Origin of the sequence: Cupriavidus pauculus (genome assembly GCF_022179805.1) — a bacterium.
In the GTDB taxonomy this organism is placed as follows: Bacteria; Pseudomonadota; Gammaproteobacteria; order Burkholderiales; family Burkholderiaceae; genus Cupriavidus; species Cupriavidus pauculus_E.
This window is the reverse complement of record NZ_BPUO01000004.1, coordinates 493,144-518,693: the sequence shown is the minus strand read 5'-3', so window position 1 is coordinate 518,693 and position 25,550 is coordinate 493,144. Positions and strand designations below refer to the sequence as shown.

At 64.6% G+C, this 25,550-nt stretch carries 23 protein-coding genes; 8 read left to right on the top strand and 15 right to left on the bottom strand.

Annotated features, from left to right (window positions below; all coding sequences use genetic code 11):
* Positions 1-3: 3 nt before the first annotated feature.
* The 4 genes from MFF62_RS11035 to MFF62_RS11020 all read right to left on the bottom strand — a co-directional run bounded on the left by MFF62_RS11035 (position 4) and on the right by MFF62_RS11020 (position 6,650).
* Positions 4-1,542 carry a SpoVR family protein gene (locus MFF62_RS11035; protein ID WP_238263021.1) on the bottom strand — a complete coding sequence of 513 codons (1,539 nt, stop codon included), beginning with the start codon at positions 1,540-1,542 and terminating at the stop codon, positions 4-6.
* A gap of 94 nt (positions 1,543-1,636) precedes the next feature.
* Positions 1,637-2,899, bottom strand: a complete 1,263-nt coding sequence (locus MFF62_RS11030) for a YeaH/YhbH family protein (RefSeq protein ID WP_238263019.1) — start codon at positions 2,897-2,899, stop codon at positions 1,637-1,639.
* Positions 2,900-2,966: 67 nt separating this feature from the next.
* Positions 2,967-4,889 (bottom strand): PrkA family serine protein kinase, encoded by a 1,923-nt coding sequence (locus MFF62_RS11025; protein ID WP_238263017.1) that lies wholly within the window; start codon positions 4,887-4,889, stop codon positions 2,967-2,969.
* A gap of 846 nt (positions 4,890-5,735) precedes the next feature.
* Positions 5,736-6,650 carry an SDR family NAD(P)-dependent oxidoreductase gene (locus tag MFF62_RS11020; protein ID WP_238263015.1) on the bottom strand — a complete coding sequence of 305 codons (915 nt, stop codon included), beginning with the start codon at positions 6,648-6,650 and terminating at the stop codon, positions 5,736-5,738.
* A gap of 135 nt (positions 6,651-6,785) precedes the next feature.
* Here MFF62_RS11020 and MFF62_RS11015 point away from each other — a divergent pair, with 135 nt between their 5' ends.
* A complete protein-coding gene (locus MFF62_RS11015) occupies positions 6,786-7,688 on the top strand; it encodes a LysR family transcriptional regulator (RefSeq protein ID WP_238263117.1) in 903 nt (300 codons plus the stop codon).
* 180 nt (positions 7,689-7,868) lie between these two features.
* Here MFF62_RS11015 and MFF62_RS11010 read toward each other — a convergent pair whose 3' ends face one another.
* On the bottom strand, positions 7,869-8,870 hold the full coding sequence (locus MFF62_RS11010) for a tripartite tricarboxylate transporter substrate-binding protein (RefSeq protein ID WP_238263013.1): 1,002 nt from the start codon (positions 8,868-8,870) through the stop codon (positions 7,869-7,871).
* 259 nt (positions 8,871-9,129) lie between these two features.
* Here MFF62_RS11010 and MFF62_RS11005 point away from each other — a divergent pair, with 259 nt between their 5' ends.
* From MFF62_RS11005 to MFF62_RS10995, 3 genes are read left to right on the top strand one after another with little or no spacing between them, the layout of a single operon-like run.
* Complete coding sequence (locus tag MFF62_RS11005) at positions 9,130-10,299, top strand: acyl-CoA dehydrogenase family protein (protein WP_238263011.1); 1,170 nt, start codon at positions 9,130-9,132, stop codon at positions 10,297-10,299.
* Between the two features lie 15 nt (positions 10,300-10,314).
* The gene (locus tag MFF62_RS11000) at positions 10,315-11,691 is read left to right on the top strand and encodes an MmgE/PrpD family protein (protein ID WP_238263009.1); all 1,377 of its coding nucleotides are present in this window, start codon (positions 10,315-10,317) and stop codon (positions 11,689-11,691) included.
* Between the two features lie 23 nt (positions 11,692-11,714).
* Complete coding sequence (locus tag MFF62_RS10995) at positions 11,715-12,575, top strand: HTD2 family dehydratase (RefSeq protein WP_238263007.1); 861 nt, start codon at positions 11,715-11,717, stop codon at positions 12,573-12,575.
* Positions 12,576-12,590: 15 nt separating this feature from the next.
* Here MFF62_RS10995 and MFF62_RS10990 read toward each other — a convergent pair whose 3' ends face one another.
* From MFF62_RS10990 to MFF62_RS10955, 8 genes are all read right to left on the bottom strand, one after another.
* Positions 12,591-12,917: a CBM96 family carbohydrate-binding protein gene (locus MFF62_RS10990; protein WP_238263006.1), complete on the bottom strand. Its 327-nt coding sequence runs from the start codon at positions 12,915-12,917 to the stop codon at positions 12,591-12,593.
* A gap of 9 nt (positions 12,918-12,926) precedes the next feature.
* Positions 12,927-14,018: a DUF1996 domain-containing protein gene (locus MFF62_RS10985; protein ID WP_238263005.1), complete on the bottom strand. Its 1,092-nt coding sequence runs from the start codon at positions 14,016-14,018 to the stop codon at positions 12,927-12,929.
* A gap of 71 nt (positions 14,019-14,089) precedes the next feature.
* A complete protein-coding gene (locus MFF62_RS10980; protein WP_238263003.1) occupies positions 14,090-15,631 on the bottom strand; it encodes an acetolactate synthase large subunit in 1,542 nt (513 codons plus the stop codon).
* 43 nt (positions 15,632-15,674) lie between these two features.
* Entirely contained in the window at positions 15,675-16,424 is a 750-nt protein-coding gene (locus MFF62_RS10975) for a GntR family transcriptional regulator (RefSeq protein WP_238263001.1), read from the bottom strand.
* Between the two features lie 148 nt (positions 16,425-16,572).
* Positions 16,573-17,499 carry a DUF535 family protein gene (locus MFF62_RS10970; protein ID WP_238263000.1) on the bottom strand — a complete coding sequence of 309 codons (927 nt, stop codon included), beginning with the start codon at positions 17,497-17,499 and terminating at the stop codon, positions 16,573-16,575.
* A 441-nt stretch (positions 17,500-17,940) separates the two neighbouring features.
* Positions 17,941-18,144, bottom strand: coding sequence for a CsbD family protein (locus MFF62_RS10965; RefSeq protein ID WP_238262999.1), 204 nt, complete (start codon positions 18,142-18,144; stop codon positions 17,941-17,943).
* Between the two features lie 61 nt (positions 18,145-18,205).
* The gene (locus MFF62_RS10960) at positions 18,206-18,781 is read right to left on the bottom strand and encodes a hypothetical protein (protein WP_238262998.1); all 576 of its coding nucleotides are present in this window, start codon (positions 18,779-18,781) and stop codon (positions 18,206-18,208) included.
* Between the two features lie 273 nt (positions 18,782-19,054).
* Positions 19,055-19,825 carry a substrate-binding domain-containing protein gene (locus MFF62_RS10955; protein ID WP_404990731.1) on the bottom strand — a complete coding sequence of 257 codons (771 nt, stop codon included), beginning with the start codon at positions 19,823-19,825 and terminating at the stop codon, positions 19,055-19,057.
* A 279-nt stretch (positions 19,826-20,104) separates the two neighbouring features.
* Between MFF62_RS10955 and MFF62_RS10950 the strand changes: the two genes are divergently transcribed.
* From MFF62_RS10950 to MFF62_RS10935, 4 genes are all read left to right on the top strand, one after another.
* A complete protein-coding gene (locus MFF62_RS10950; RefSeq protein WP_238262996.1) occupies positions 20,105-21,235 on the top strand; it encodes an FAD-dependent monooxygenase in 1,131 nt (376 codons plus the stop codon).
* 42 nt (positions 21,236-21,277) lie between these two features.
* Positions 21,278-22,123, top strand: a complete 846-nt coding sequence (locus MFF62_RS10945) for an IclR family transcriptional regulator (RefSeq protein WP_238262995.1) — start codon at positions 21,278-21,280, stop codon at positions 22,121-22,123.
* A gap of 99 nt (positions 22,124-22,222) precedes the next feature.
* Positions 22,223-22,831 carry a TetR/AcrR family transcriptional regulator gene (locus MFF62_RS10940; protein WP_238262994.1) on the top strand — a complete coding sequence of 203 codons (609 nt, stop codon included), beginning with the start codon at positions 22,223-22,225 and terminating at the stop codon, positions 22,829-22,831.
* 104 nt (positions 22,832-22,935) lie between these two features.
* Positions 22,936-24,177: a YbfB/YjiJ family MFS transporter gene (locus tag MFF62_RS10935; protein ID WP_238262993.1), complete on the top strand. Its 1,242-nt coding sequence runs from the start codon at positions 22,936-22,938 to the stop codon at positions 24,175-24,177.
* Positions 24,178-24,198: 21 nt separating this feature from the next.
* Here the strand turns inward: MFF62_RS10935 and MFF62_RS10930 are convergent, their stop codons facing one another.
* On the bottom strand, positions 24,199-24,639 hold the full coding sequence (locus tag MFF62_RS10930) for a MarR family winged helix-turn-helix transcriptional regulator (protein WP_238262992.1): 441 nt from the start codon (positions 24,637-24,639) through the stop codon (positions 24,199-24,201).
* Between the two features lie 102 nt (positions 24,640-24,741).
* Positions 24,742-25,500, bottom strand: coding sequence for a DUF4410 domain-containing protein (locus MFF62_RS10925; RefSeq protein WP_238262991.1), 759 nt, complete (start codon positions 25,498-25,500; stop codon positions 24,742-24,744).
* Positions 25,501-25,550: the final 50 nt, after the last annotated feature.

Genomic DNA, 25,550 nt, shown 5'->3' with positions numbered 1-25,550 from the left:
CTTCTAGGCGGCTTTCTTTTGCTGGTGGTGCCGGCGCTCCGGCTTGCACTCGTACTTCAGTTCGCGCCGGCCGTCCTCGTAGACCACCTCCATCCGCACCGTGAAGCCCCATAGCCGGGTCACGTGGCGGATCACCTCGTCGAAGTTCTGCGCCAGCGGCCGGCGGTCCTGCTGCAGGTGCCGCAGCGTCAGCGAGCGGTCGCCGCCGATGTCGACGTTGGTCACCTGGATATTGGGCTCCATGTTCGACAGGTCGTACTGCGTGGCCAGCAGGCGGCGGATCTCGCGATAGCCTTCGTCGTCGTGGATGGCGGTCACGCGCAGCTTGCCCTCGCGGTCGTCGTCCAGCACCGAGAACAGTTTCAGCTCCCGGATCACGCGAGGCGACAGGAACTGCAGCAGGAAACTCTCGTCCTTGAAGTTGCGCATCGCGAAGTCGAGCGTCTCGCGCCAGTCGCTGCCGGCAATCTCGGGCGCCCAGCGTCGGTCTTCCTCGGTCGGGTTCTCGCACATGCGACGCAGGTCCTGGAACATCAGGAAACCCACCGTGTACGGATTCAGGCCGCTGTAGTACGGGCTGTGATACGGCGGCTGGTAGATGACGTTGGTATGCGCCTGCAGCAGTTCCAGCATGAACGCATCGTTGACCAGCTTTTCCTCGTACAGCTTGTTGATGATGGTGTAGTGCCAGAACGTGGCCCAGCCCTCGTTCATGACCTTGGTCTGGCGTTGCGGATAGAAGTACTGCGCGATCTTGCGCACGATCCGCACGATCTCGCGCTGCCATGGCTGCAGCTTCGGCGCGTTCTTCTCGATGAAGTAGAGCAGGTTCTCCTGTGGCTCCGGCGGGAACGTGACTTCGTAGTCGGCGGCTTCCTCTTCCTCGCGCAACGCGTGCGGCCGATGCTTCGGCAACGTGCGCCACAGGTCGTTGACCTGCATCTGCAGGTAGTTCTCGCGTTCCGCCTGGCGCGCCTGCTCCTCGGTGATCGACAGCTTCTTGGGCCGCTTGTAGCGGTCTACCCCGTAGTTCTGCAGCGCATGGCAGGAGTCGAGCAGCGCCTCCACTTCTTGCTCGCCGTAGCGTTGCTCGCACTCCGCCACGTAGTTCTTGGCGAACAGCAGGTAGTCGATGATTGCGTCGGCGTTGGTCCAGGTGCGGAACAGGTAGTTACCCTTGAAGAACGAGTTGTGCCCGTAGCAGGCGTGCGCGATGGTCAGCGCCTGCATCGGCATCGTGTTCTCCTCCATCAGGTACGCGATGCACGGATTGGAGTTGATCACGATCTCGTAGGCCAGCCCCATGTAGCCGCGCTGGTAACCACGCTCCGACGCCAGGAAATGCTTGCCGTACGACCAATGGCTGTAGCCCACCGGCAGGCCCGCCGATGCATAGGCATCGAGCATCTGCTCGGCGGTGATGATCTCTATCTGGTTGGGATAGGTGTCCAGGCCGAATTCGCCGGCGATGCGGGCGATTTCACGGTCGTAGCGCTGGATCAGCTCGAAGGTCCACTCCGAGCCCGTCGAAAGATAGGCCATAGACTTCCCCAGTTGACGTCTCCGGCACGCGCCGTGCGCCCGCCGGCCTTGCTACCAATGCCCTGCCATCAATACCTGGCGACTCCGGTGGCGCTCACGCCGCCCGCTTCTGGAACAGGTCGTGCAGCACGGGGTAGATCTCGTCGGCACCGATGATGCGCTGCATCGCAAAGTGCTCGAACTGGCTCTTCACCGTGAGGTACTCTTCCCAGAGATTCTGCGGTTCCTCGGACGCCACTTCCACATACGCGTAATACTGCACGAGCGGCAGGATCGATTCGCGCAGCAACCGTCCGCACAGCTCGGAATCGCCGGCCCAGTTGTCGCCGTCCGACGCCTGCGCGCAGTAGATATTCCACTGGCTGGGCGGATAGCGGTCGTGAATCACTTCCACCATCAGCTTCAGCGCGCTGGAAACCACGGTACCACCGGACTCCCGGGAATGGAAGAAGTCTTCCTCTTCCACTTCCTTGGCCACGGTGTGATGGCGAATGAATACCACGTCGATGCGCTCGTAGTTCCGTTTCAGGAACAGGTACAGCAGCATGAAGAAGCGCTTGGCCAGGTCCTTGCGGCTTTCATCCATCGACCCCGACACGTCCATCAGGCAGAACATCACCGCCTGGGCCTGCGGCCGCTTCTTGAGCACGCGGTTGTTGTAGCGCAGGTCGAGCTTTTCGATGAACGGCACGCGATCCACCTGGGCCCGCAGATGGCGCATCTTCTCCATCAGCGCCTCGGCCTGCTCTGAGAACGGCCCCTCTTCCTCCAGCACTTCGTTGTACTGGATCTCCAGCTCGTGCAGCCGCTTCAGGTAGGGACTCGACAGCGCGATGCGCCGCCCGAGCGAACTGCGCATGGTGCGCAGGATCGACAGGTTGGAAGGCGTGCCATCGATGGAAAAGCCGGCGCGCACCTTGCGCACTTCGGCAATCTTGGCGAGGTGGCGCTTGGCCAGGTCTGGCAGCGCCATGTCCTCGAAGAAGAAGTTGAGAAAGTCCTCGCGCGACAGCGTGAAGACGAAATCGTCCTCGCCCTCGCCGCTGTCGCTGGCACGCGATCCGGTCCCACCACTGCCCTGCTGCTGGCGGTCGAAGCTGTCACCCCTGACGAATTTCTTGTTCCCCGGGTGAATCCACTCCCGCTTGCCGCCCTGGCCGTGATGAAAGATCGGCTCGGAGATATCCTTGACCGGAATGGACACCTGCCCGCTCTGTTCGATGTCCATGATCTTCCGGCCGGACACCGCCTTGGCCACCGCTTGCCGGATCTGCTCGCGGTAGCGTTTGATGAAGCGTTGCTTGTTGACGGCGCTCTTGTTGCCGCCGTTCTCGCGCCGATCGATGACCGTACCCATATGCCGTCCGTCTGTAAAGAGACGCCCAACCAGGCGCGCCGTGGATAAAGACCGCGTCGGATGTTGGCTACGAAGATTTCCTGACGCGCAGATACCACTCCACCAACAGTCGAACCTGCTTGGGTGTATAGCCTTTCTCAACCATGCGGTTGATGAAGTTTTCGTGTTTTTCCTGATCCTCGCGCGACGACTTGGCATTGAACGAGATCACCGGCAGCAGGTCTTCCGTCGTGGAGAACATGCGCTTTTCGATCACCATTCGCAGCTTTTCGTAGCTAGTCCAGACCGGGTTCTTGCCGCCATTGTTGGCACGCGCCCGCAGCACGAAGTTGACGATCTCGTTGCGGAAATCCTTCGGGTTCGAGATACCCGCCGGCTTTTCCACCTTCTCCAGTTCGTCGTTCAGTGCATTGCGGTCGAGTATTTCGCCGGTGTTCGGATCGCGGTACTCCTGGTCCTGGATCCACAGGTCGGCAAACACCACATAGCGGTCGAAGATGTTCTGGCCATACTCCGAATAGGACTCCAGATAGGCCGTCTGGATTTCCTTGCCGATGAACTCCACATACGGCGTGGTCAGGTACTCCTTGATGTGCGACATCAACTTGGCTTCCTGCTCCGGCGGAAACTGCTCGCGCTCGATCTGCTGTTCGAGCACATAGAGCAGGTGCACCGGATTGGCGGCCACCTCGGTATTGTCGAAGTTGAACACCTTCGACAGCACCTTGAACGCGAAGCGCGTGGACAAGCCGTTCATGCCCTCGTCGATGCCGGCATAGTCGCGATACTCCTGGTACGACTTGGCCTTCGGGTCCACGTCCTTGAGGCTTTCGCCGTCGTAGACGCGCATCTTCGAGAAGACGTTCGAGTTTTCCGGGTCCTTGATCCGCGTGAGCACCGCGAACTGCGCCATCATCTTCAGCGTGTTCGGCGCATTGGGTGCCGCCGAAAGCGAACTGCTGCGCAGCAGCTTGTCGTAGATCTTGACCTCGTCCGACACGCGCAGGCAGTAAGGCACCTTGACGATATAGATCCGGTCAAGGAATGCCTCGTTGTTCTTGTCCGCCTTAAAGGTCTGCCATTCGGCCTCGTTCGAGTGCGCCAGGATGACGCCGTCGAACGGAATCGCGCCAAACCCTTCCGTGCCCTTGTAGTTGCCTTCCTGCGTCGCGGTCAGCAGCGGGTGCAGCACCTTGATCGGCGCCTTGAACATTTCCACGAATTCGAGCAGGCCGCGATTGGCTAGGCAGAGTCCGCCCGAATACGAGTACGCATCGGGGTCGTCCTGCGGAAAGTCCTCGAGCTTGCGGATATCCACCTTGCCGACCAGCGACGAAATGTCCTGATTGTTTTCGTCGCCCGGCTCCGTCTTGGAGATGGCAATCTGCGCCAGCACCGACGGGCGCAGCTTCACCACGCGGAATTTGGTGATGTCGCCATTGAATTCGTGCAGCCGTTTGACGGCCCATGGCGATGGAATGGTATTCAGATAGCGGATCGGAATGCCATAGTCTTCCTCCATGATCTTGCCGTCTTCCTCGGGCGAGAACAGCCCGAGCGGCGATTCATGGATGGGCGAGCCCTTGAGCGCGTAGATGGGAACCTCTTCCATCAGCGCCTTGAGCTTTTCGGCCAGCGACGACTTGCCGCCACCGGGGGGCCCAAGCAGATACAGGATCTGTTTGCGTTCCTCCAGGCCCTGCGCCGCGTGCTTGAAGAAGGAGACGATCTGCTCGATCGTGTCTTCCATCCCGTAGAAGTCGCGAAACGCCGGGTACACCCGGATAACCTTGTTGAAGAACAGTCGAGACAGGCGCGGATCGTGGTGGGTATCCACCAGTTCAGGCTGTCCGATTGCGGCGAGCATGCGTTCGGCGGCGGTCGCGTAGGCAGCAGGATCTTTCTTGCAGATCTCCAGATACTCCTGGATGCTGTATTCCTCTTCCTTGCGAGCTTCGAAGCGCGTGGCGTAGTGGCCAAAAATGTCCATACCTCACTCCCGTCAGAGTCCCACGTCCGAGGCGAAGGTAGTTCTACTCCCCTAAGGCTTCGCGGCAACTTTGCGTTCCGCCACCCCGGCTTGGTGGAGTTGCCAAGTTGCGAAGTCTTTACTTCATCATAGTCAAATAACGGCAGACGTGAATCCGGAGTTGACCACATTGTTGCCTGTCAGTTCAGCCACTGCGATGCACGCTCATGACATGCACGCACGTTGACCGGACACTCGCTTCATCACCCTGCAGCGACGGGCCATTGACCATGCTTGTGACACACATTACACCTTAAGCGCTCATCCTGCACAGCGTGTTGTGTAACGTTCGTCTGAATCCGGAAACATCTGACATGTACTGTCGGCCCCGGTCCTACACATCTGCTTTCACTGTGCACGCCCATCGCTAAGGCCGACATCGTGCAAACGCATGATTTGCGTTGGTTTTCGCATATTCAACTGCGCTATGCGTCCACCTTGCGCGTGCGGCCTCGCACGCAAGCGCCGCGTCTTCCTTCTCGGGCACCGATATCGCGATGACCCTGCGCACGGCATGGAAGCCATCGCAGCGAATCAGCGTGGCAGCATGCGACCACCTGTCGCAGGCCACCACGTCGCTTTCGCATCAGCACTGTGCACGCGAGAGTGCCAGCGGCGGGTGCACCGGCATGCAGCGTATTGCCGCACGCCCCTGCCCTCGCCGCACAGTCTGGGTGCGTCAGGCCCAGCCTGGATCCACTGGATGACATCACGCACACTGAATGAGCAGATTGCGTGCCACGCGTGCGATGCAGCGGTACGGTTGCTGCACTGCAGCGAATCACCGCCGGCTTCGCGACCTGATCTTCAGATCGGATCCCAGTTGATCACGTCCGGCGACCGCTCCAGCTTGAAGAAGCTGGAACGCATGGCCGGCATGGCGATCTCGGCCACGGTCTCGGGCGTCCAGCCTTCGCTGGTGTGGACCGAGCGCACCGGGCGCGGCTGGCTCATCAGCAGGATCTCATTGGCGCGCACGGCAAAAATCTGGCCGTTGACCTCGGCCGCGGCCGGGCTGGCCAAGAACACGGCCACCGGCGCGATCTTGCCCGCTTCCATCTTCTGCAGGCGCGTCACACGGGCTTTTTCCTCGGGCGTCTCGGCCGGGATCGAGCTGGTCATGCGGCTCCACGCGAATGGTGCGATGCAATTCGAACGCACGTTGAAACGCGCCATGTCGAGTGCGATGGATTTGGAGAGCGCGGCAATGCCCAGCTTGGCGGCCGAGTAGTTGGCCTGGCCCAGGTTGCCGATCAGGCCCGACGTGGACGTCATGTGCACGTAGGCACCGCTTTCCTGATCCTTGAAATAGTTCGCGGCGGCACGGCTGACGAAGAACGTGCCGTGCAGATGCACGTCGATGACGGAGCGCCACTCTTCCTCGTTCATCTTGAAGAACATGCGGTCGCGCAGGTTGCCGGCATTGTTGACCACGGCATCGATGCGGCCAAAATTGTCCAGCGCGCACTGGACGATGGCGTTGGCGCCAGCCCACGTCGACACGCTGTCGGTATTGGCCACGGCCTCGCCGCCGGCTGCGCGGATTTCGTCGACCACGCGCTGGGCCGGGCCCGCATCGCCGCCTTCGCCGCTCATCGACACGCCCAGGTCGTTGACCACCACGCGTGCGCCCGCAGCCGCCATGCCCAGCGCGATTCCACGGCCAATGCCGCCACCCGCGCCCGTCACCACCGCGACCTTGCCTACCATCATTCCACTCATCTCTGCCTCCTTGGCTGCCGGAATTCCGGGTGCCGGAACGTCACCCGTACAAATGCCCAGGCGGATACGATAAATTGACGGCGGAGTTTCTGGAATTCACAAATGACAAAAGTGGGCTTCATGCCCGCTGAACCCATGCACTACGACCTGACCGACCTGCGCCTGTTTCTCAACGTCGGCGAGACCGAGAACCTGACCCGCGCTGCAGAACGCAGCTTCCTGTCTCTGCCCGCCGCGAGCTCGCGTATCAAACAGCTGGAAGAAGCGTTCCAGACCCAGTTGCTGATCCGCCAGGTCAAGGGCGTGCGCCTGACGCCGGCCGGCGACGAACTGCTGCGCCACGCCCGCGAAGTGTTCCGCCAGTTGGAATGCCTGCACTCGGACCTGCGTCCGTACGCCAAGGGGGTCAAGGGCCGCGTCCGGCTGCTGGCCAACACCACGGCCACCAACTCGTTCCTGGCCAACGGGCTGTCGCGCTTCCTGTCCGAGAACCCCGATGTCGACGTCGAGCTGGAGGAACAACTGTCGGCAGATATCGTGTCGGCCGTGGGCAACGGCGCCGCGGACCTGGGCATCGTGGCCGGCGAAGTGGCCACGGCAGACCTGGACACGATGCAGCTCTGTAACGACGAACTGATCGTCATCGCCCCGGTCAACCACCCGCTGCCGGCGTTCAAGGCGCTGCATTTCGCCGATCTGCTCGATACCTGCCGCTTTGTGGGGCTTAACCAGTCGTCGGCCATCCAGTCGTTCCTGGACCGCATTGCCAGCGGCATGGGCAAGCGCATCAGCCTGCGCATCCAGGTGGGCAGTTTCGACGCGGTGTGCCGCATGGTGGAAGCCGGCGCCGGCATCGCCATCGTGCCCAATAGCTGCGCCCGGCGCTACGCCAGCCGCAAGGTGCTGCGCTTCATCAAGCTGGAGGACGAATGGGCACGGCGCGAGCTGCGCCTGGTACGCCGGCCTGGGCGCGAGCTGCCGCAGTTTGCGGAAACGCTGATCCAGTATCTGGCGGATGCGGCCAGGGAGCCGGTGTAGGACGGCTCCCTTGCGCTGTCTTTGGCTCCCCTCTCCCGCGTAGTGGGAGAGGGGGGTTGGGGGTGAGGGCGCAGCGGTGCAATCTGCGTCTTGTCGGCAAGCAGAACCGCCCGGCCCTCACCCCCCGCCCCTCTCCCGCCTTGCGGGAGAGGGGAGCAAACCGACGCGGAAGAAATCCGCTTAGTCCGCCTTCACCCCTGCCGCCTTGATGATCGGCGACCATTTGTCGATCTCCGATGCCAGCCAGGTGTGCAAGCCTTCCGGCGTCTGCTTGTCCGCCGGCACGATTACCGCGCCCAGGTCCTTCATGCGCGCCACCACGGCCGGGTCCTTCAGGGCCGCGCGCAGTGCGCCATTGAGTTTGTCGATCACGGCCGGCGGCGTGGCCTTGGGTGCGTAGATGCCGTGCCACACCTTGACCTCGAAGCCCTTCAGGCCACCTTCGCGCAGCGTGGGCGTGTCGGGCAGCGCCGGGATGCGTTCGGTCGTGGTCACGCCATACAGCTTGACCTTGCCTGACTTGATATGCGGCAGCGTCTGCGTGGTCTGGTCGCACAGGATATCCACCTGGCCGCCCAGCAGCGCGGTCAGCGCCGGTGCCGTGCCCTGGTAGGGAATGGTCTGCAGGTCCACGCCAATCGCCTTCTGGAACAGCATGCCGCACAGTTGCGACACCGCACCCAGGCCGGCGTTGGCCAGGTTCACCTTGCTCTGGTTCTTCTGGATGTAGCTGACCAGCTCCGGCAGCGTGTTGGCCGGCAGGTCATGGCGGCCCAGCAGCGTCATCGGCACGTCGGCCACCTGGCCCACAAACGAGAAATCGGTCAGCGGCTTGTATGGCAGCTTCGAATACAGCGCCGGCGCCGTGGCCATGCCGTTGTGGTGGATCAGGATCGTGTAGCCGTCGGGCGCGGACTTGGCCACGAACGCGGCGGACACCGTGCCGCCGGCGCCGAGCCGGTTTTCCACGACCACGCTCTGCCCCAGCGACTTCGACATCGCGGCGGCCACCGAGCGCGCCACCACGTCGGTGGGCCCGCCTGCCGCGAACGGCACCACCATCGTGATGGGCCGCGACGGATACGGGTCCGAGGCGTGCGCCGCGCCGGGCACCGCCACGGCGACGGTCGTCGCCAGGGCCGCTGCCCATGCCAGGACCGAAGGTTGCCGGGATGAAGTCATACGCTGTCTCCTGAATGCGCGTGTATCACGCGTCTGGTTGTCCGGGAATCGTGTGAGCCGCAGCGTGCAAGCATTGGCATCGGCACACAATTCCGATTTGCCGAAGGGAGGACAAGGCTCCGGAAAAGTCACGGGATAACCCTGAGTCCCGCACCGGATCCCTAAGCCGGACAGAAGCCGCGCTTCAGCAAATGCGAATGTTGCAGCCACGGCCGCTCGTGAATAATGGCCTCACCCCCGACATCGACCGGACATTGCCATGCATGCTGCACAGGACCAAGACCAGATTTACCCCGAGATTCGCGAAGCCGTGCGCGACCTCTGCCAGCAGTTCGACTCCGCGTACTGGCAGCGCATCGAGGAACACAACGGTTTTCCGGAAGAATTCGTCCAGGCGCTGACGCAGGCCGGCTGGCTCTCGGCGCTGATTCCCGAGGCCTACGGCGGCTCGGGCCTGCCGCTGACCGCTGCGTCGGTGATCATGGAAGAGATCAACCGCAACGGCGGCAATTCGGGCGCGTGCCACGGCCAGATGTATGTGATGGGTTGCCTGCTGCGCCATGGCTCCGATGCGCAGAAGCAACGCTGGCTGCCCGGCATCGCGTCCGGTGAACTGCGCATGCAGTCGATGGCCGTGACCGAACCGACCACGGGCACAGACACTACCAAGCTCAAGACCACCGCCGTACGCAAGGGCGACAAGTACGTGATCAACGGCCAGAAGGTCTGGATCTCGCGCGTGCAGCACTCGGACCTGATGCTGCTGCTGGCGCGCACCACGCCGCTGGACCAGGTGAAGAAGAAGTCCGAAGGGCTGTCTGTGTTCGTGGTGGACCTGCGCGAAGCGATCGGCAACGGCCTGACCGTCCAGCCGATCCGCAATATGGTCAACCACGAGACCAACGAGCTGTTCTTCGACAACCTGGAGATTCCCGCCGCCAACCTGATCGGCGAGGAAGGCCGGGGCCTCAAGTACATCCTCGACGGCCTGAACGCCGAGCGCATCCTGATCGCGGCCGAGTGCATCGGCGACGGCTACTGGTTCGTGGAGCGCGCCAGCGGCTACGCCCGCGAGCGCATCGTGTTCGACCGGCCCATCGGCCAGAACCAGGGCGTGCAGTTTCCGATCGCGCGTTCGTTCGTGAACGTGGAAGCCGCCAGCCTGATGCGCTACAAGGCCGCGCAACTGTTCGACGCCGGCAAGCCGTGCGGCAAGGAAGCCAACATGGCCAAGCTGCTGGCCGCCGATGCCTCGTGGGAAGCGGCCAACGTCTGCCTGCAGACGCATGGCGGTTTCGGCTTTGCCGCCGAGTACGACATCGAGCGCAAGTTCCGCGAGACTCGCCTGTACCAGGTGGCCCCGATTTCCACGAACCTGATCCTGTCCTACGTGGCCGAGCACGTGCTCGAACTGCCGCGTTCGTTCTGACAGCGGACACCGAACATGCCTAACGACACCTCCTACCCAACCCGCCAGCTCTGTGAATTCCTGGCCGGGCTCAAGCTCGAAGACGTGCCCACTCCCGTGGTGGACCGCACCAAGGACCTGTTCCTGGACTGGATCGCCTCTGCCATCGCTGGCAAGGACGCGCCAGCCATCCGCCGCATCCAGGAATTTGCCGCCGCGATGGGGCCGCAGACCGGCGATGCCGAAATCCTGGTCGACCGCCGCCGCACCTCGCCTTACTTTGCCGCGCTGATCAACGGTGCCTCGTCGCACGTGGTGGAGCAGGACGACGTGCACAACGGCTCTGTGCTGCACCCGGCTGCCGTGGTGTTCCCGGCCGTGGTCGCCGCCGCGCAGGCCGAAGGCAAGACCGGCGCCGAAGTGCTGCTGGCATCGATCGCGGGCTATGAAGCCGGCATTCGCATCGGCGAATTCATGGGCCGCTCGCACTATCGCGTGTTTCATACGACTGGCACCGTCGGCACGCTGGCCGCCGCTGCGGCAGTGGCCAAGCTGTACGGGCTAGACGCCGAGGGCATCAACCAGGCGCTCGGCTCCGCCGGCACCCAAGCCGCCGGTCTGTGGGAATTCCTGCGCGATGCCGCCGACTCCAAGCAGCTTCACACCGCCAAGGCGGCCGCCGACGGTTTGCAATCGGCATGGCTGGCCCGCGCAGGCTTCACGGGCGCACGTCAGATTTTGGAAGGTGCGCAAGGCATGGCCGCCGGCATGTCGAGCGATGCCAATCCCGCCGCGCTGACCGATGGACTGGGCACGCGCTGGGCCACCGCCGAGACGTCGTTCAAGTTCTTTGCCTCGTGCCGCCACACGCACCCGGCCGCCGATGCGCTGAAGGCTGTGATGCAGCGTGAAGGTCTTGCCGCCGAACAGATCGCCTCGGTCACCGCGCACGTGCACCAGGGCGCCATCGACGTGCTGGGTCCGGTCGTCAATCCCGTGACGATCCATCAGGCCAAGTTCTCGATGGGTACAGTGCTGGGCCTGGTGGCAGTGCATACGCATGCCGGCCTGGGCGAGTTCGAGCAGCACGCGCTGCAGGACCCGCGCATCGCCGCGTTCTGCAACAAGGTCACCATGGCGCTCGACGATGAGATCAACGCCGCCTATCCGCGCCAGTGGATTGGCCGCGTGACGGTGACCACCACCGACGGCCGCTCGCTCGAAGCGCGCGTGGACGTGCCCAAGGGCGATCCCGGCAACACGTTGTCGCGCCCCGAGCTCGAAGCCAAGGCCGTGCAGCTTGGCGCGTTCCGCCACGGCGCCAGCGAAGCCGAGATGCGTGCCATCATCGCGCGTGTCTGGCGGCTCGATACCGAAGCCAACGTCAACAACTGGCTGCCCGCCTCCCGCTAACCTGCCACCGGACGCTGATCACGATGACGACTCCCACGCTCGAACAATTGCGCGAATGGATCGGCCGCTCGGAAGCGCGCACCGAAACGCTCGCCGCCGAACCGGTCCAGGCACTGGCCGCCACCTTCGACCTCGATGGCGCGGCCATCGCCCGCAATCCGCTGCCGCCGCTGTGGCACTGGCTCTATTTCCTGCCGCGCGCACCGCAGCACACGCTTGGGGCCGACGGTCATCCGACGCTGGGTGGATTCCTGCCGCCCGTGCCGCTGCCGCGCCGCATGTGGGCTGGCAGCGACATATCGTTCCACCGTGGCCTGCGCGTGGGTGACACGGTCACGCGCACGTCGACCATCACCGATGTCCAGCACAAGACGGGCCGCACCGGTGAACTGTGGTTCGTGTCGGTCGACCACGCCTACACGGTCGATGGCGAAGTCGCACTGAATGAACGCCACGATATCGTCTACCGCGCCATGCCGCCGAAGGGGCAACCGCAGCCGACGCGCCCGGCGCTGGAACTGACCGCGCAATTCGGCCGCACGCTGAAAGCGGACCCGGCCCTGCTGTTCCGCTTCTCGGCGCTGACCTTCAACGCCCACCGCATCCACTATGACCTGGACTACGTGCGCGATGTGGAAGGCTACCCGGGCCTGATCGTGCACGGCCCGCTGCAGGCCATGCTGATGCTGGAGCTGCTGCGCCACGAGCGGCCCGACGCCCGTGTGAAGCGCTTTGGCTTCCGCGGGCTGTCGCCGCTGTTCCATCAGGACACCGTGGCCGTGGGCGGTGCCGACGATGCCGGCACGCCGGGCAAGGTGCTGCTGTGGACCGGCGACGGCGTCGGTGGCCAAGCCATGTCGGGTTGGGCCGAGGTCGAGCGCTAGTTCGATCACTGACAATCAGGTCGGAAGCGGGTTCACCGCAATCAGGTACAGCACGGGCTTGTTGCCGCTTTCCCTGCTGCCGAACTGGAACAGCCGCCCAGCGCCGGCACCACGGATGCAGAACGCAATCGTGTCCTGCCCGGCCGCGATGGCACTGTTCACGGCGTCCGTCACCGTGAAGCCACGATATTGCTTCGAGTTATCGAGGTAGAGCGCCACCGACGCGCCCGAGCCACATGCCGGCGCGTTCGTGCCATTGATGGTCTGCTCCGACCAGATCGTCGGCACCACGTACGCCTGAATGTTGTACGCGCCCGTATCGCTCGTGTTTGCGCCATACATCAGCAGCACTTAGCGCGGCGCGTAGTCCGGCGGCAACGTCACCGCGCCCTGCGGAATCTTCGCCTTCAGGTAGATCGTTGACTCCGGCAAGGTGTCGCTGGCCAGCTGCGTGCTGAGCGTCGTACCGCCGCCGTAGTTGGTGGTGTCGCCCGCGCGCACCGTCGCATCCTCGCTCGTCTCGAAGAATGAGTACGCCACCTCGTGGTTGCAGACGCGCCCCTTGTTCATGCAGTAGTCGACCATGAACTTCGCCGCGCCATCGCGCCAGCCCATGAAGAAATCGCCGTGCGCCGTGTACATCGATCCCCAGAGCTGCTTGACCACATTGCCCTGCGCATCGAGTTGCGGATCGAGCGACAGTTGCACGTTGGTCAGGTCCGAGATCTGCCCGAAGTTGTAGGCGATATTCATGTTCACCTCGGGTAGCTGCACCGGATAGTCGGCCGGACACTGGCCGCTGTCATTGGGATAGGCCATGTTGTTGTGGCCACCCATCACCGGCGCCAGGTTCTTGCCGTCCCAGCAGGTCGGGAAGTTCAGGCCGATATTGAGCTGCGTACCCGTCGATGGATCAGGCTTGCAGTTGGTGGGGATGGTATTGGTGTAGCTCTGTCCCGTGCACAGGAACGAGACGCGCGGATTGGGCGCCGTACCGAAATGGTCGCCCACCATCATCTTGAGCCCCTGCGGAATCGGCTGCACCATCACGCGCTTGCTCGATGGCACCGCCTGGTTCGTGTAGTAGGACTTCTGGTACATCGGCGCCACCAAGGTGCCGCTGGGCAGCTTCAGCGATGGCGCCCAATACCCGCTGCCATCGGCGGCGTTCTCGCAGGTGCTGCCCGACACCTTCTGCAGCGTGTCGCCGGTGGTGTAGGCGTTGGTGGTGGTGTTGCCGAAGAAGTCGTGCTGCATCGCGATGCCCGGCTTGCTCGGGTACACGATGGGGTCGTCGGGCAGCCGGTGCGAGTAGTTGCACACGATGTTGAAGCTGCCGTCGGTCAGCGTCTGCGTGGGCGGCCGGTGCTGCGTGCATCCCGCGATGGCGAAGACCGACAGCACGCCGCCAAGCGCTACGTGACAAATCCTGACTGTTCTCATGATGGCCTCCACTGGTGGATGGAGGCCCATGCTGGCGCCGGCAAACCGGCGCCGCAATGGAACACGGTGGATCAGATCACCAGTTCGATCAGGAACGGACCCTTGCGCTGGTTGGCCATCTGGAACAGGTCGTTGAACGCGTCCATGGTGTCGGCGCGCGCGGCTTCCACGCCCATGCCGTTGGCCATCTTGACCCAGTCGAGGTCCGGATTGCCAAGGTCGAGCATGTCCATCGCCGTCTTGCCGGGATTGGCGCCCACGCCTGCCAGTTCGCCCAGCAGGATCGCGTACTTGCGGTTGGCTAGCAGCACGATGGTCACGTCGAGCTTTTCGCGCGCCATGGTCCACAGCGACTGCAGCGTGTACATGCCGGAGCCATCGGCCTGCAGCGCCACCACGCGGCGGTCAGGGGCGGCGATGGCGGCACCCGTGGCCAGCGGCAGGCCCGCGCCAATCGCGCCGCCCGTCAGTTGCAGCCAGTCGTGCGGCGCCGCGTGCACGGTGCCCGGATAGAACGCGCGGCCAAAACTCACGCTTTCTTCCACCACCACGGCCTGCTCGGGCAGCAGCGCGGTCAGCGACTGGGCCACGGCTTCCGACGTGATCGCGCCCTTGGCCGGCGCCGCGGACCTCGGTGCCGATTGCGGCAGCGCGGCGCTGCGTGCGCCCAGTTCATCGGCCAGGCGCGCCAGCGCTTCGCCCAGGTCTTCTTCTGCGCGTGCCAGCACGTGGATGTTTGCATCCTCGGGATACGGACGCGGTGACTTGCCGGGATACGCGAAGAACGTCACCGGAGGCGGCGCACCGACCAGGATCACGTTGCGGATGCCCGCCAGCTTCTGGCGTGCCGCATCGCCCGAATACGGAATGCGGTCGACGGCCAGCCGGCCACGGCCGCGTGTGACGCGTGCGTTCGACATCGGCGTGATCAGCCGCGCGTCGGTGGTGGCGGCAATGCGATGGGCATCGGCCAGCGCGCCTTCGCGCAGCGCACTGCCGGCCAGCACGATCAGCGTCGGCTGGCCGCTGCGCAGGATGCGCGCGGCGTTCTGCACCGCATCGGGCGACACCTTCGGCACCGCCAGCGCGGGCAGCGGTGCAGCCACCTTGCCGCCATCGTCCCAGCACACGTCAGACGGCAGGATCAGGCTGGCCACGCCGCCGGGCTCGGCACGCGCGGCTTGCACGGCGACGGCGGCATCGGCACCCACCGAGGCGGCATGGGTGGCCGTACGCGTCCACACCGAAACCGGCCGCGCCCAGCCTTCGGTATCGGCGGTCAGCGGCGCGTCGAACGGACGGTGGTACGTGGCCTGGTCACCGATGATGTTGACGACCGGCGTCTGCGCGCGGCGTGCGTTGTGCAGGTTCGCCAGGCCATTGGCCAGGCCGGGTCCGCAATGCAGCAGCGTGGCGGCGGGCTTGCCGGCCATGCGCGCGTAACCGTCTGCGGCGCCGGTGACCACGCCTTCGAACAGTCCAAGCACGCAGCGCATGCCGGGAATGCGGTCAAGGGCGGCCACGAAGTGCATTTCGCTGGTGCCGGGGTTGGCGAAGCAGGTGTCCACGCCGCAGGCAAGCAGCGTCTTGACCAGGCTTTCAGCGCCGTTCATCGTTGGTGTCTCCATCTCGGGTATCCGTGCAGGTTGGCGGTTGTCAGGCATGAGGGGCGAGCAGGTCGAAGTCCAGGCAGACATACTCGGTGGGAAATTCGATGCGCGCGTAATAGACGATCTCGTCGTCCACACAGGCAAAGCGGCGCAGTTCGGCCACGGGCGCGCCCACCGCCAGCGCCAGCGCGCGGGCGGACTCGGCGCCGGCTGGCACGATGGACAGGCGCTGCCGGGCGGCATTGACCTTGAGGCCGGGAAAGCGGTCGAGCACGGGCACCGATGCGCCCTGGCGGAACGCCTCCGGCTCGCGTGCGAAGACATCGGCGGCAATGTAGACCTCGCCCACCGCGAACGGCCGGCCGTCCATGCGATGCGCGCGATGCAGGAAGTGATAGGCGTCGGCACGCCGGAAGTCGCACGGCATGCCCAGGTCGTCGGGCAGGGCCACGTCCGCGGTGGACTCGACGATGGCCTCGGTGGAAAGCTGGCCGCCAACGGCCACCGCTTCGTGCCAGCTCACCGGCAGCGCCAGTTGCCGTGGCGTGCGACCGGCGCCCTTGACGAAGGTGCCACGGCCACGCGAACGGGCGACAAGCCCCTCGGCATCGAGCTGGGAAATGGCGTGATGCATCGTCATGCGGGCCACGCCGTACTGGCGGCACAACGCATCGAGCGATGGAAGCTGCTCGCCCTGGCGCCATGCGCCGCTTTCGATCTGCCGGCGGAAGATCGTGGCGAGTTGCAGGTAAACGGGTTCGCGGCTGCGCGAAAGAATGTCGGTGGCGTCCGGCATCGGGTCTGGCCGAAGGGTCGCGACGGCCAGCAGGCTGCCGCACCGGCCGCTCAGGGTGATCGGCCGATACCAGACTCTAGTAAAAGTCTAGGTAGCTAGACTACTAGGGTTTACGCCCCGGCATTCCACCCTGCGGGGCATACCGGACTCAGGCGGCCGGCATCGCCAGTGCTACCGGGATGTCGTCGTTGCTCGCCACTTCCTGGGACGCCGCCATCCCATGAGCCACGCTTTGCCGGATGGAATCAGCCAGCGCCTGCTTGCGGCGCCACGCCGAGCGCTTCTTCGACGCAATCTCGGCAATGTCCCGCGCGGGCTGGCATACCGGCACTTCGACGTCGCCATTCGCCAGCCGCTGTCCGTGATATTCCATCCAGAATCCTTCGTAGTCGGCCTGGATCTCGCGGGGCCGGTTGCGTTGCCGGCCCACGTGATTGGCACGCGATACCGCCACCACGCGCCGTGCGCCAACCCGGGTGGCCAGCGCCAGCAACGCTTCCATCAGCGCATCCTTGGGCCGCAGCCCGTCGCAGGCCTTGGTGGCCGCACGGATCCACGCGAGGCTGTCGGCATGCAACGTCCCCTGCAAGCCGCCTATATAGATCTCCACGCCATCGGCGCCGCGCCGCAGGTAGAAACTGAGCTGCGCCAGGCAGTTGCCGGTTTCGTTGTCGACCCAATAGAACGCGAGCTCGCCTTCCTTGGGATTCGGCCCCGAGTCGGCCAGCCGCAACGTGTAGCGGCCGTCGGCGACGCTCCAGTCGATACCGCCGGCCAGGTAGATGCGATCGCAAACCCCCACCGACACGGTCTCGTGCATCACGGCAAAGTGCTCCAGCAGCAGCCGGGCACGTTCGGCAAAGCACATGCCGTAGGCGCCCAGCGGGCGGAATGGCTTTTCCAGCAGCAACGGACGCGCGGTCACCACGCGCTGCAGCAGCGCGCACGACGCCGCGGCACGCAGCCACGGCCGCGCCGCGCCACTGAGCACGGCCGATAGCAACATCAGCCTGGCCCGGCGCGACAACCACTTCCGGCTGCCAGCCGGATAACAGAACGCGGAAACCGAAGCCATGGTGCGCAGATAGCGCACATATCGGCTCGGCAAAAGGGCGAAGGCGCCCCCTGCCTGGGCCCGAAGCCCTTGCAGACAAGAAACTGGCTCTTGCACGACTGACTGCTCCCCTGATGGAGCGTGCCGGTCCATTCTGTGAGACCTGGTCACGCGAACACGACCCTTGCCGTCGCAACCCTTCCGGGGCAACGGGGCCGGCCTGTCTTTCTTTGTTATGTGTGGGGACGCGCAGGCCTGGCTCGTAATATTCTGTAACGCATTGAAATATTGGCCGTTGACGTTGTTACAAATTATCGAAAGTGCGGCCACTTGGGAGGGCCACCTGGGGGGCGTTGCCGGCATAAAAAACGGCGGAGCCGTGGCTCCGCCGCTGGTCGTCACGCGTGTTGCGCGCATGACGCGTGTCTCCGGCCTCCTGGGTGGGACCGGAGCCGCACTGGCTTACCAGCGCGTATCCCGTTCCCAGGCCTTCATTTCATCTTCGGCCTGTTCCTTCGTGTAGCCGTAGCGTTCCTGGATGCGGCCTGCAAGCTGGTCGCGCTTGCCGTTGATGACGGTGATGTCGTCGTCGGTCAGCTTGCCCCACTTTTCCTTGACCTTGCCCTTGGCCTGGTCCCACTTGCCTTCGATTTGATCCCAGTTCATGTCTGGCTCCTTCGTGTCAGTTCGGACTGCGGAACGATTGCTTTGCGGATTGCCTGGCCAATTACTTGGCGTACTTGGCCTTCACGTTTGCCTGGCACTTGTCCTTGGCATCGCCGGACATCGCATCGCACTTTTCCTTGTCAGCCTTGTAGGCAGCATCGGTCGCGTCCTTGCGGGCGTCGGCGCGGGCCTCGGCAACGTCAGTGCTGGTGCCGGTGGCGGCGGCCTTGTCGACCTTGGCAGCGCCCAGGGCGCGTTCGTGCGAAGCCTTGGCTTCCTTCACGCACACATCCTTGTCGTTGCCCTTCTTGTCGTCGCACATTTCCTTGGACACGTCGTAGTCACGATCGGCCTTGGTCTTCATGGCCTTGGCGTGCGCCTTCTCGGTGCCGTCGCGCTTGGCTTCGGCGTTGGCCTTGGCCACGTCGCGGTCACGCTTGGCTTCCGCCTGGCATACGTCCTTGGCATTGCCGGACTGCGCATCGCAGCGGCTCTTGGCGGCCTTGTAGTCGGCGTCGGCCTGCTTCACGGACGCGTCGTAGTCCGCTTTCGAACCGGCCTGTGCGTAGGCAAACCCGGCCGGAGCGGCCACCATCATCGAACATACGGCTGCGGTCAGCCACTTCTTTGCATTCATGTCGAGCTCCTTTTCTACAGTGGATCTAATCAGGCTCCGATTCGCTCGGCATCACACCCGTGTGACGCGAATTGCTTGGTGCCCTGCTGTAGTTGCAGGTTATGTTTTGCCACCCTCGCAAAGCAGAAGACCCCTGCTGAAACATTCGTAAGACAATTCCCACAACATCACATTTGCTTACCGAATGCTGGCGATGCGCCAATGAAAATGGGCCGGCATATAGCCGGCCCCGGGCGATACAACGGCCCTTAAAAAACGGTCTGGCGATTGAAGTTACGGCACGGAATCGAGACCGGTTTCCTTCACGATGGCCTGCGCCGACGGCGCCGCCAGATATTGCAGCAGCGCCTTCCCTTCGGCGGGATGCTCGGCCTTGACGGGCACGCCGCCAGCGAAGCGGGTAATCGATTGCACCTCTTCCGGAATGCGTCCGACAAACGTCACGCCCGGCACCGGCAACAGTTCGGCCACCTGCTGGAAACCGATCTCGTACTGGCCATTGGCCACCATCGATGCCACCGGTGTCTTCTCGATCTTCTTCGCCTTGGCGGCCAGCTTGTCGTGTTCGCCCAGCTTGGCAAACAGTTCGCGTTCCACGTACACGCCGCTGGCGCTATCCGAATAGGCAATCGACTTTGCCTGCAGCAAGGTCTGGCGCAACGCATCGACCGAGCGGATGTCCGGCACCGTCGTGCCCTGGCGCACCACCATGCCGATGCGCGAGTCCGCCAGCTCCACGCGCGACTGCGGATCGACCACGCCCTTCTTGATCAGGTCGTCGAGCGCGTAGCCCACCATGATGACCACGTCGGCATGTTCACCGCGCGCCAGCCGGTTCGGAATGGCCTCGGGAGACTTGCCCATCGACGGCCCATGCTCGGTGCCGAGCCGCGCGCCGCTCTGCGCGGCAAAGCCCGGCGCCAGCTTCTGGTACGCCGCGGTGAAGCCGCCGGAAATCATCACGTGGATATCGGCAGCCTTGTCGGCGGCTTTGTCGGCGGTCTTTTCGGTGACCTGCGCATGCGCACCAGGCGCCAGCAACATTGCTCCGGCCGTTGCGGCCGCCATCCAGCTCCTGAACATGTTCTCGTGTCTCCGTATTGAGCCCCGGGCGCGCGCCCGGGAACGCAAGACTATGGGACCACCGCCCCGCCGAGCCAAGTCACATTTAAAGAAGACCGCTTCACGAAAACTGAAGGGGCGCCCGCATCGCTTGACGCCTGACCCAACTCCGACATATTCTTTTTATGAACTTATCGTTCATTTTTGAACATCACAAAGACGCCGCGAATCGTCGCGCGGCGCACGGCAAGGAGCGCCCCCATGGTTTCAGGAAGAATTGGCATCAACGGAGCCGGCATCGGCGGCCTGGCGGCTGCCATTGCATTGCGCAAGCTCGGCATGGACGTCGTCGTCTTCGAGCAGGCCGCACGCTTTGCGCGTGTGGGCGCCGACATCAACCTCACGCCCAACGCCGTGCGAGCGCTCGACGGGTTGGGCGTGGGCGATGCGCTGCGCGAGACGGCCGCGCGCCCCAGCCACCGCATCAGCCGCACATGGGACAGCGGCGAGGAAACCTCGCGCCTGCCGATGTCCGATGACGCCGAACGCCGCTACGGCGCGCCGCAACTGACGATGCATCGCGGCGATCTGATGGCGGCGCTCGAAGCAGCCGTTCCCAGCGCCAACGTGAAGCTGGGCCACAAGGCCACCGCGATCGTGCCGCGCGAACGCGGCGCAACGCTGCAATTCGCCGACGGCAGCCAGCACGACGTGGACGTGCTGATCGGTGCCGACGGCATCCACTCCATCGTGCGTACCGCCATGCTCGGCGCCGAGCATCCGATCTTCACCGGCGTGGTGGCCTACCGCGCCGTGGTGCCGGCAGAGCGGCTGGCCGGCGTGCCGAACATCGGCGCGTTCACCAAATGGTGGGGACCCGAGTCGACCAGCCAGATCGTGACGTTCCCGCTGAACCGTGGCCGCGAGATCTTTGTGTTCGCCACCGTGGCGCAAGATAGCTGGCGTCATGAGTCGTGGACCACGCCGGGCCGCGTGGAAGACCTGCGCGCCGCCTATGCCGGATTCCATCCCGACGCGCGCGCGCTGCTCGATGCCTGCGACGACGTGCTGATCTCCGCGCTGTACGTACGCGATCCGCTGCCGTCGTGGTCAGCCGGCCATATCGCGCTGATGGGCGACGCCTGCCATCCGATGATGCCGTTCATGGCGCAGGGCGCCGGCATGGCAATCGAGGACGGCGTGGTGCTGGCCCGCTGCCTGGCCGATGCCACCACCGACACCGTGCCCGAAGCGCTGGCCCGCTACCAGGCCGCGCGCCACGATCGCACGAGCCGTATCCAAATCGGGTCGCGCGGCAACGAATGGCTCAAGGCCGGTGGCAATGCCGACTGGGTGTACGATTACGACGCCTGGCAGGTACCGCTGCAGTAAGCCGGGCGCGACCAATCCCTTCCGTTTCATTCCCCCTGATCCATGCCGAAGCCCCGCCAGCCGCGTGACACCTTTGCCAATGAAGCCGCCGACACGGTCGACGAGATTGAAGACGGCAACGCGCAGCAATTGGTCACGCCGGTCATGCGCGGCCTGCGGCTGTTGCGATTCATCGCCGAAGGCGGCTCCACGGCCAACCTCAGCGAAGTGGGCCGCCGCATCGACGTGAACCGCGTCACCGTGATGCGCCTGCTGGCGACGCTGGAACACGAGGGTGTGGTGGAACGCCTGCCGCAAGGCGGGCACACGGTGGGGTTCTCGTTCCTGAAACTGGCGTCGCAGGTGCTGGCATCGAACGACCTCACGTCGTTCGCGCGCCGCGTGCTGACGCGGCTCTGCGAATCGCTGCAGTTGTCGGCCTACCTGGCCGTGCCCGATGGCGGCCACGTGCTCTACCTGCTGCGCGAGATGCCCAACGCCGGCCTGGTCAGCAATATCCAGGTGGGCAGCCGCGTGCCCGCCCACCTGACCACGCCGGGACGCATGCTGATTGCCCATCTGCCGCCCGAAGCGCTGCGCGAACGGCTCGGCAATGATCCGCTGCCCACGGTCACAGGCCAGAGCCCGGCCACGCACGCGCGACTGTCCGACATCCTCGCGGCCGATCACGAGCGCGGTTGCGCGTGGAGTTTCTCGGCCTTCGAACCAGGCATCGATTCGTGCGCCGCACCGGTACGCGACGCCACCGGCGAGATCATCGCGGCCATCAGCGTGGCCGGCCCCCAGCAGCGCTTCGAGGCCGACGGCGCCTTGCGCGAGCGCACCGAGAAAGAGGTCAAGGCCGCGGCCCGGGATCTGTCCGCACTGCTCGGCTACAGCCGGCGCTAACCGTCCACCCCCCATACCCCCCCAACCTGCAGGGTTCTTGCGTTTTGTATCGTTCGATCTATAATCCGTTTCACCGTTTCGTACAGATCGATACAAAACATGGCAAGACCCCGACAATTTGATGCCCAGGCGGCCCTGTCCGCCGCCCAGCAGACGTTCTGGGCCAAGGGCTACCACGCCACCTCCACGCGTGAGCTGACGCAGGCCATGGGCCTGACCCAGCCCAGTCTGTACAACGCATTTGGCGACAAGCGCCAGTTGTTCATGCAGGCGCTGGACGATTACCTGAACCGCACGCTGCGCGAGCGCATCGCCCGGATCGAGGGCAGCTATCCGCCCGCCGAGGCCCTGGTACGGTTCTTTGCCGAAAGCGTCGAGCGCGGCGCCACCGAGCTGCCGCATCGTGGCTGCATGCTGATCAATACCGCGCTGGAAGCCTCTCACGAAGACCCCGAACTCAAGGCCGCCGTGGCGCTGGAACTGTCGCTGCTGCGCGAGTTCTTCGAGCGGACAATTCGCGCGGCGCAGGCCGACGGTGGGATTGCCTCGCATCACAACGCCGTCGACGCGGCCGCCATGTTGCTGTCGCTGCAGGTGGGCATGCGCGTGCTATCGCGCGTGATGCCGGACCGCGCGCTGCTGGAAGCCTCGGTGCGGCCCGCGCTGGCCTCGCTGGGATTGCACGCGCAGGACGCCCCACCCGCCTAAGCCACTTTCCCCGTTTCCGCTTTCCCTGTTCACACCTCCATGCGGCAATGCGAACTTGCCGCGTGGCGGAAGCGTTCGCGCTGAAATTACCGAAGGAACATCCGATGTCACAAGATGCCCCCGCCCCCACCGCGATGACGAGCCAAGACCGCTCGCTCGACACCCGCGCGCTGCACGCTGCGTTCGCGGGCCTGTGCGCCAGCCTGGTCGCCATCGGCCTGGCCCGTTTTGCCTACACGCCGCTGATTCCGTCGCTGATCCAGGCCCACTGGTTCAGCGCAGCCGATACGGTGGCGCTAGGCGCCGCCAACTTTGCCGGCTACCTGGCCGGCGCGCTGCTGGGCCGCCCGATTGCGGCGCGGCTCTCGAACCGCCACGCGCTGCGCTGGCTGATGGTGGCCGCCACGGCGGCGTTCTTCGCCTGCGCGTTCCCGGTATCGGTGAGCTGGTTCTTTGTCTGGCGCTTTATCTCCGGCCTGTCGGGCGGCGCGATCATGGTGCTGGTGGCCACGGCGATCCTGCCGCATATCGCACCGGGACGCCGTGCCTTTGTCAGCGGCATGATCTTCCTGGGCCTGGGGCTCGGCATCGCGGCATCCGGCACGCTGGTGCCGGAACTGCTCAAGCTCGGCCTGCGCGCCACGTGGTTTGGCCTGGGTGCGGTATCGCTACTGCTGACGGCACTGAGCTGGTCCGGCTGGCCCGCCACCGACACCCCGCCCGGCATGCCGGCCCCCACGCTGGCCGGCCACCATGCGGCCGACGGCGCATTGGCTGGTCACCGTCGCGCGCTGCGCGTGATCTATATCCAGTACGCGGCCAACGCGCTCGGGCTGGTGCCTGCAATGGTGCTGCTGGTGGATTACGTGGCGCGCGGCCTCGGACAGGGCGCGGCAATCGGCGCACGCTACTGGGTGTTGTACGGTATCGCCGCGATTGCCGGGCCGCTGCTCGGTGGCTGGCTGGGTGGCCGCGTGGGCTTTCGCAACGGCTATCGCATCGCCATGGTGATGCAAGGCCTGGCGGTGGGCCTGCTTGCGCTGTCGCACCACACGGCAGCGTTGTGGGTCGCGACCATCGTGCTCGGTGCGTTCACGCCCGGCATCGTGCCCATGGTGCTGGGCCGCGTGCAGGAACTGCTGCCGCATGACCCCACGGCGCAACGCGCGGCCTGGAGCCGTGCCACGGCATCGTTCGCGCTGTTCCAGGCACTGGGCGGCTATGGCTACGCGTGGCTGTTCTCGCACTCGCACGAGAACTACGCATTGATCTTTGCGTGCGGCGCGGTCGCCATGGCCGTGGCATTCATCGCGGACTTCACCGTGCGCGCGCCACGCGCCGCTTGAACGAGTTCGTGGGCGGCGCGCTCAGCTGCCGTCCACGAACTTCTGCAGCAGGCGCATGAATTCGTTGAACTCGTCTTTCGAGAAATTGCGCAGGCGGTGATTGAGCACATCGGGCGCGATGTCGGGAATCTGCGCCGCTACCGCCTTGCCCTTGGCCGTCAGGATCAAGTGGATGACGCGCCGATCTTCGTCGCTGCGCTGGCGCTGCAGCAGGCCCTTGTTTTCGAGCTTGTCCAGCATGCGCGTCATCAGGCCGGTGTCGATGCCCAGCAGCCGGCTGATTTCGAGCGGGGTATTGGCTGCGCCGCGCATCAGCGACTGCATGATCCCCATCTGCTGGGCGGTGATGTCCAGCGGACGCAGCGCGGCATCCATCTCCATCAGCAGGCTGTTGCGCGCCCGGTTCAGGTGAAATCCGACACTCTGCGTCAGTTGGAAGTTTTCGCGTGTGTAGTGTTTCACGGCATTTCGGATGAATCAGCGACACGCCAATGTATCTGATGCATCAGAAAAAAGGAAGGACGCCCGAGGGCGTCCTTTCCGTTAGATCCGTTGCAATCCGGCTCAGATACGCGCGGCGCGGCCGGGTTGGCCGATCACGGCCATCACCTGCTTCACGACGGCGTCGCCCACACGCGCGGCTTCGGCATTGACGCTATCGCGCTTGTATTCGCTGGCACCGTGCACGGCCACACCGGTCGCTGCCGCCGTGGCGACATGGCTGGCCGCCGCACCCACGCCGGCCGTCTCGGCTACGCCGGGCATATGGCCGCTGTCGGCGCTGGTATCGAACAGGGCCAGCGGAATCGGTTGCGCATGCGCCGGCTGGTACAGCACCTGCACCGATGCCGACACGTCGCTCTTGCCAGCGCCCAGGCCGATCAGCGTGCGGCGGCGTTGCTTGCCTTCATCGATCTTGTCGAAGCGGCCTTCCACGATCAGCGCGTTGGCGTCGGTGGGCACCGGGCCATCAAGGCGCACGGCATTCACGCCCTTGGCCTGCAGTTGCTTGACGATCTCGTCGACCGTGGCATTGCGTGCCGCCATCGCGTCCTGGTCCTGCGCGCTGCCGCCGTTGTCCGATGCCATGGCCTTGATCCGATGCATCATCGAGTTGTCGACCTTGACTTGGCCAGCGTCCACATCGAAGCCGCGCACATAGACCACTTCCGGCTGCACACGCGACACCGATGCCGGCACCGACGCTTCGGAGATCATCGTCGCGGCGGAGGCGCCGCCGGCCATCATCATCGTGGCGGCTGCCATGGCGGCGATGGTCAGTTGCTTGGCGGTGCGCGAGAAGGCTTGGAAAGTGGTTTGCATGATCGGGTCCTTGCTGGGTTTCGGTTGGCACCGGACATCGGTGCCGGGCA

Bases quoted from the DNA above. Each gene is read 5' to 3' on its own strand.
- MFF62_RS11035 (WP_238263021.1), bottom strand. From the start codon at position 1,542: ATGGCCTATCTTTCGACGGGCTCGGAGTGGACCTTCGAGCTGATCCAG.
- MFF62_RS11030 (WP_238263019.1), bottom strand. From the start codon at position 2,899: ATGGGTACGGTCATCGATCGGCGCGAGAACGGCGGCAACAAGAGCGCC.
- MFF62_RS11025 (WP_238263017.1), bottom strand. From the start codon at position 4,889: ATGGACATTTTTGGCCACTACGCCACGCGCTTCGAAGCTCGCAAGGAA.
- MFF62_RS11020 (WP_238263015.1), bottom strand. From the start codon at position 6,650: ATGAGTGGAATGATGGTAGGCAAGGTCGCGGTGGTGACGGGCGCGGGT.
- MFF62_RS11015 (WP_238263117.1), top strand. From the start codon at position 6,786: ATGCACTACGACCTGACCGACCTGCGCCTGTTTCTCAACGTCGGCGAG.
- MFF62_RS11010 (WP_238263013.1), bottom strand. From the start codon at position 8,870: ATGACTTCATCCCGGCAACCTTCGGTCCTGGCATGGGCAGCGGCCCTG.
- MFF62_RS11005 (WP_238263011.1), top strand. From the start codon at position 9,130: ATGCATGCTGCACAGGACCAAGACCAGATTTACCCCGAGATTCGCGAA.
- MFF62_RS11000 (WP_238263009.1), top strand. From the start codon at position 10,315: ATGCCTAACGACACCTCCTACCCAACCCGCCAGCTCTGTGAATTCCTG.
- MFF62_RS10995 (WP_238263007.1), top strand. From the start codon at position 11,715: ATGACGACTCCCACGCTCGAACAATTGCGCGAATGGATCGGCCGCTCG.
- MFF62_RS10990 (WP_238263006.1), bottom strand. From the start codon at position 12,917: ATGTATGGCGCAAACACGAGCGATACGGGCGCGTACAACATTCAGGCG.
- MFF62_RS10985 (WP_238263005.1), bottom strand. From the start codon at position 14,018: ATGAGAACAGTCAGGATTTGTCACGTAGCGCTTGGCGGCGTGCTGTCG.
- MFF62_RS10980 (WP_238263003.1), bottom strand. From the start codon at position 15,631: ATGAACGGCGCTGAAAGCCTGGTCAAGACGCTGCTTGCCTGCGGCGTG.
- MFF62_RS10975 (WP_238263001.1), bottom strand. From the start codon at position 16,424: ATGCCGGACGCCACCGACATTCTTTCGCGCAGCCGCGAACCCGTTTAC.
- MFF62_RS10970 (WP_238263000.1), bottom strand. From the start codon at position 17,499: ATGGCTTCGGTTTCCGCGTTCTGTTATCCGGCTGGCAGCCGGAAGTGG.
- MFF62_RS10965 (WP_238262999.1), bottom strand. From the start codon at position 18,144: ATGAACTGGGATCAAATCGAAGGCAAGTGGGACCAGGCCAAGGGCAAG.
- MFF62_RS10960 (WP_238262998.1), bottom strand. From the start codon at position 18,781: ATGAATGCAAAGAAGTGGCTGACCGCAGCCGTATGTTCGATGATGGTG.
- MFF62_RS10955 (WP_404990731.1), bottom strand. From the start codon at position 19,825: ATGTTGCTGGCGCCTGGTGCGCATGCGCAGGTCACCGAAAAGACCGCC.
- MFF62_RS10950 (WP_238262996.1), top strand. From the start codon at position 20,105: ATGGTTTCAGGAAGAATTGGCATCAACGGAGCCGGCATCGGCGGCCTG.
- MFF62_RS10945 (WP_238262995.1), top strand. From the start codon at position 21,278: ATGCCGAAGCCCCGCCAGCCGCGTGACACCTTTGCCAATGAAGCCGCC.
- MFF62_RS10940 (WP_238262994.1), top strand. From the start codon at position 22,223: ATGGCAAGACCCCGACAATTTGATGCCCAGGCGGCCCTGTCCGCCGCC.
- MFF62_RS10935 (WP_238262993.1), top strand. From the start codon at position 22,936: ATGTCACAAGATGCCCCCGCCCCCACCGCGATGACGAGCCAAGACCGC.
- MFF62_RS10925 (WP_238262991.1), bottom strand. From the start codon at position 25,500: ATGCAAACCACTTTCCAAGCCTTCTCGCGCACCGCCAAGCAACTGACC.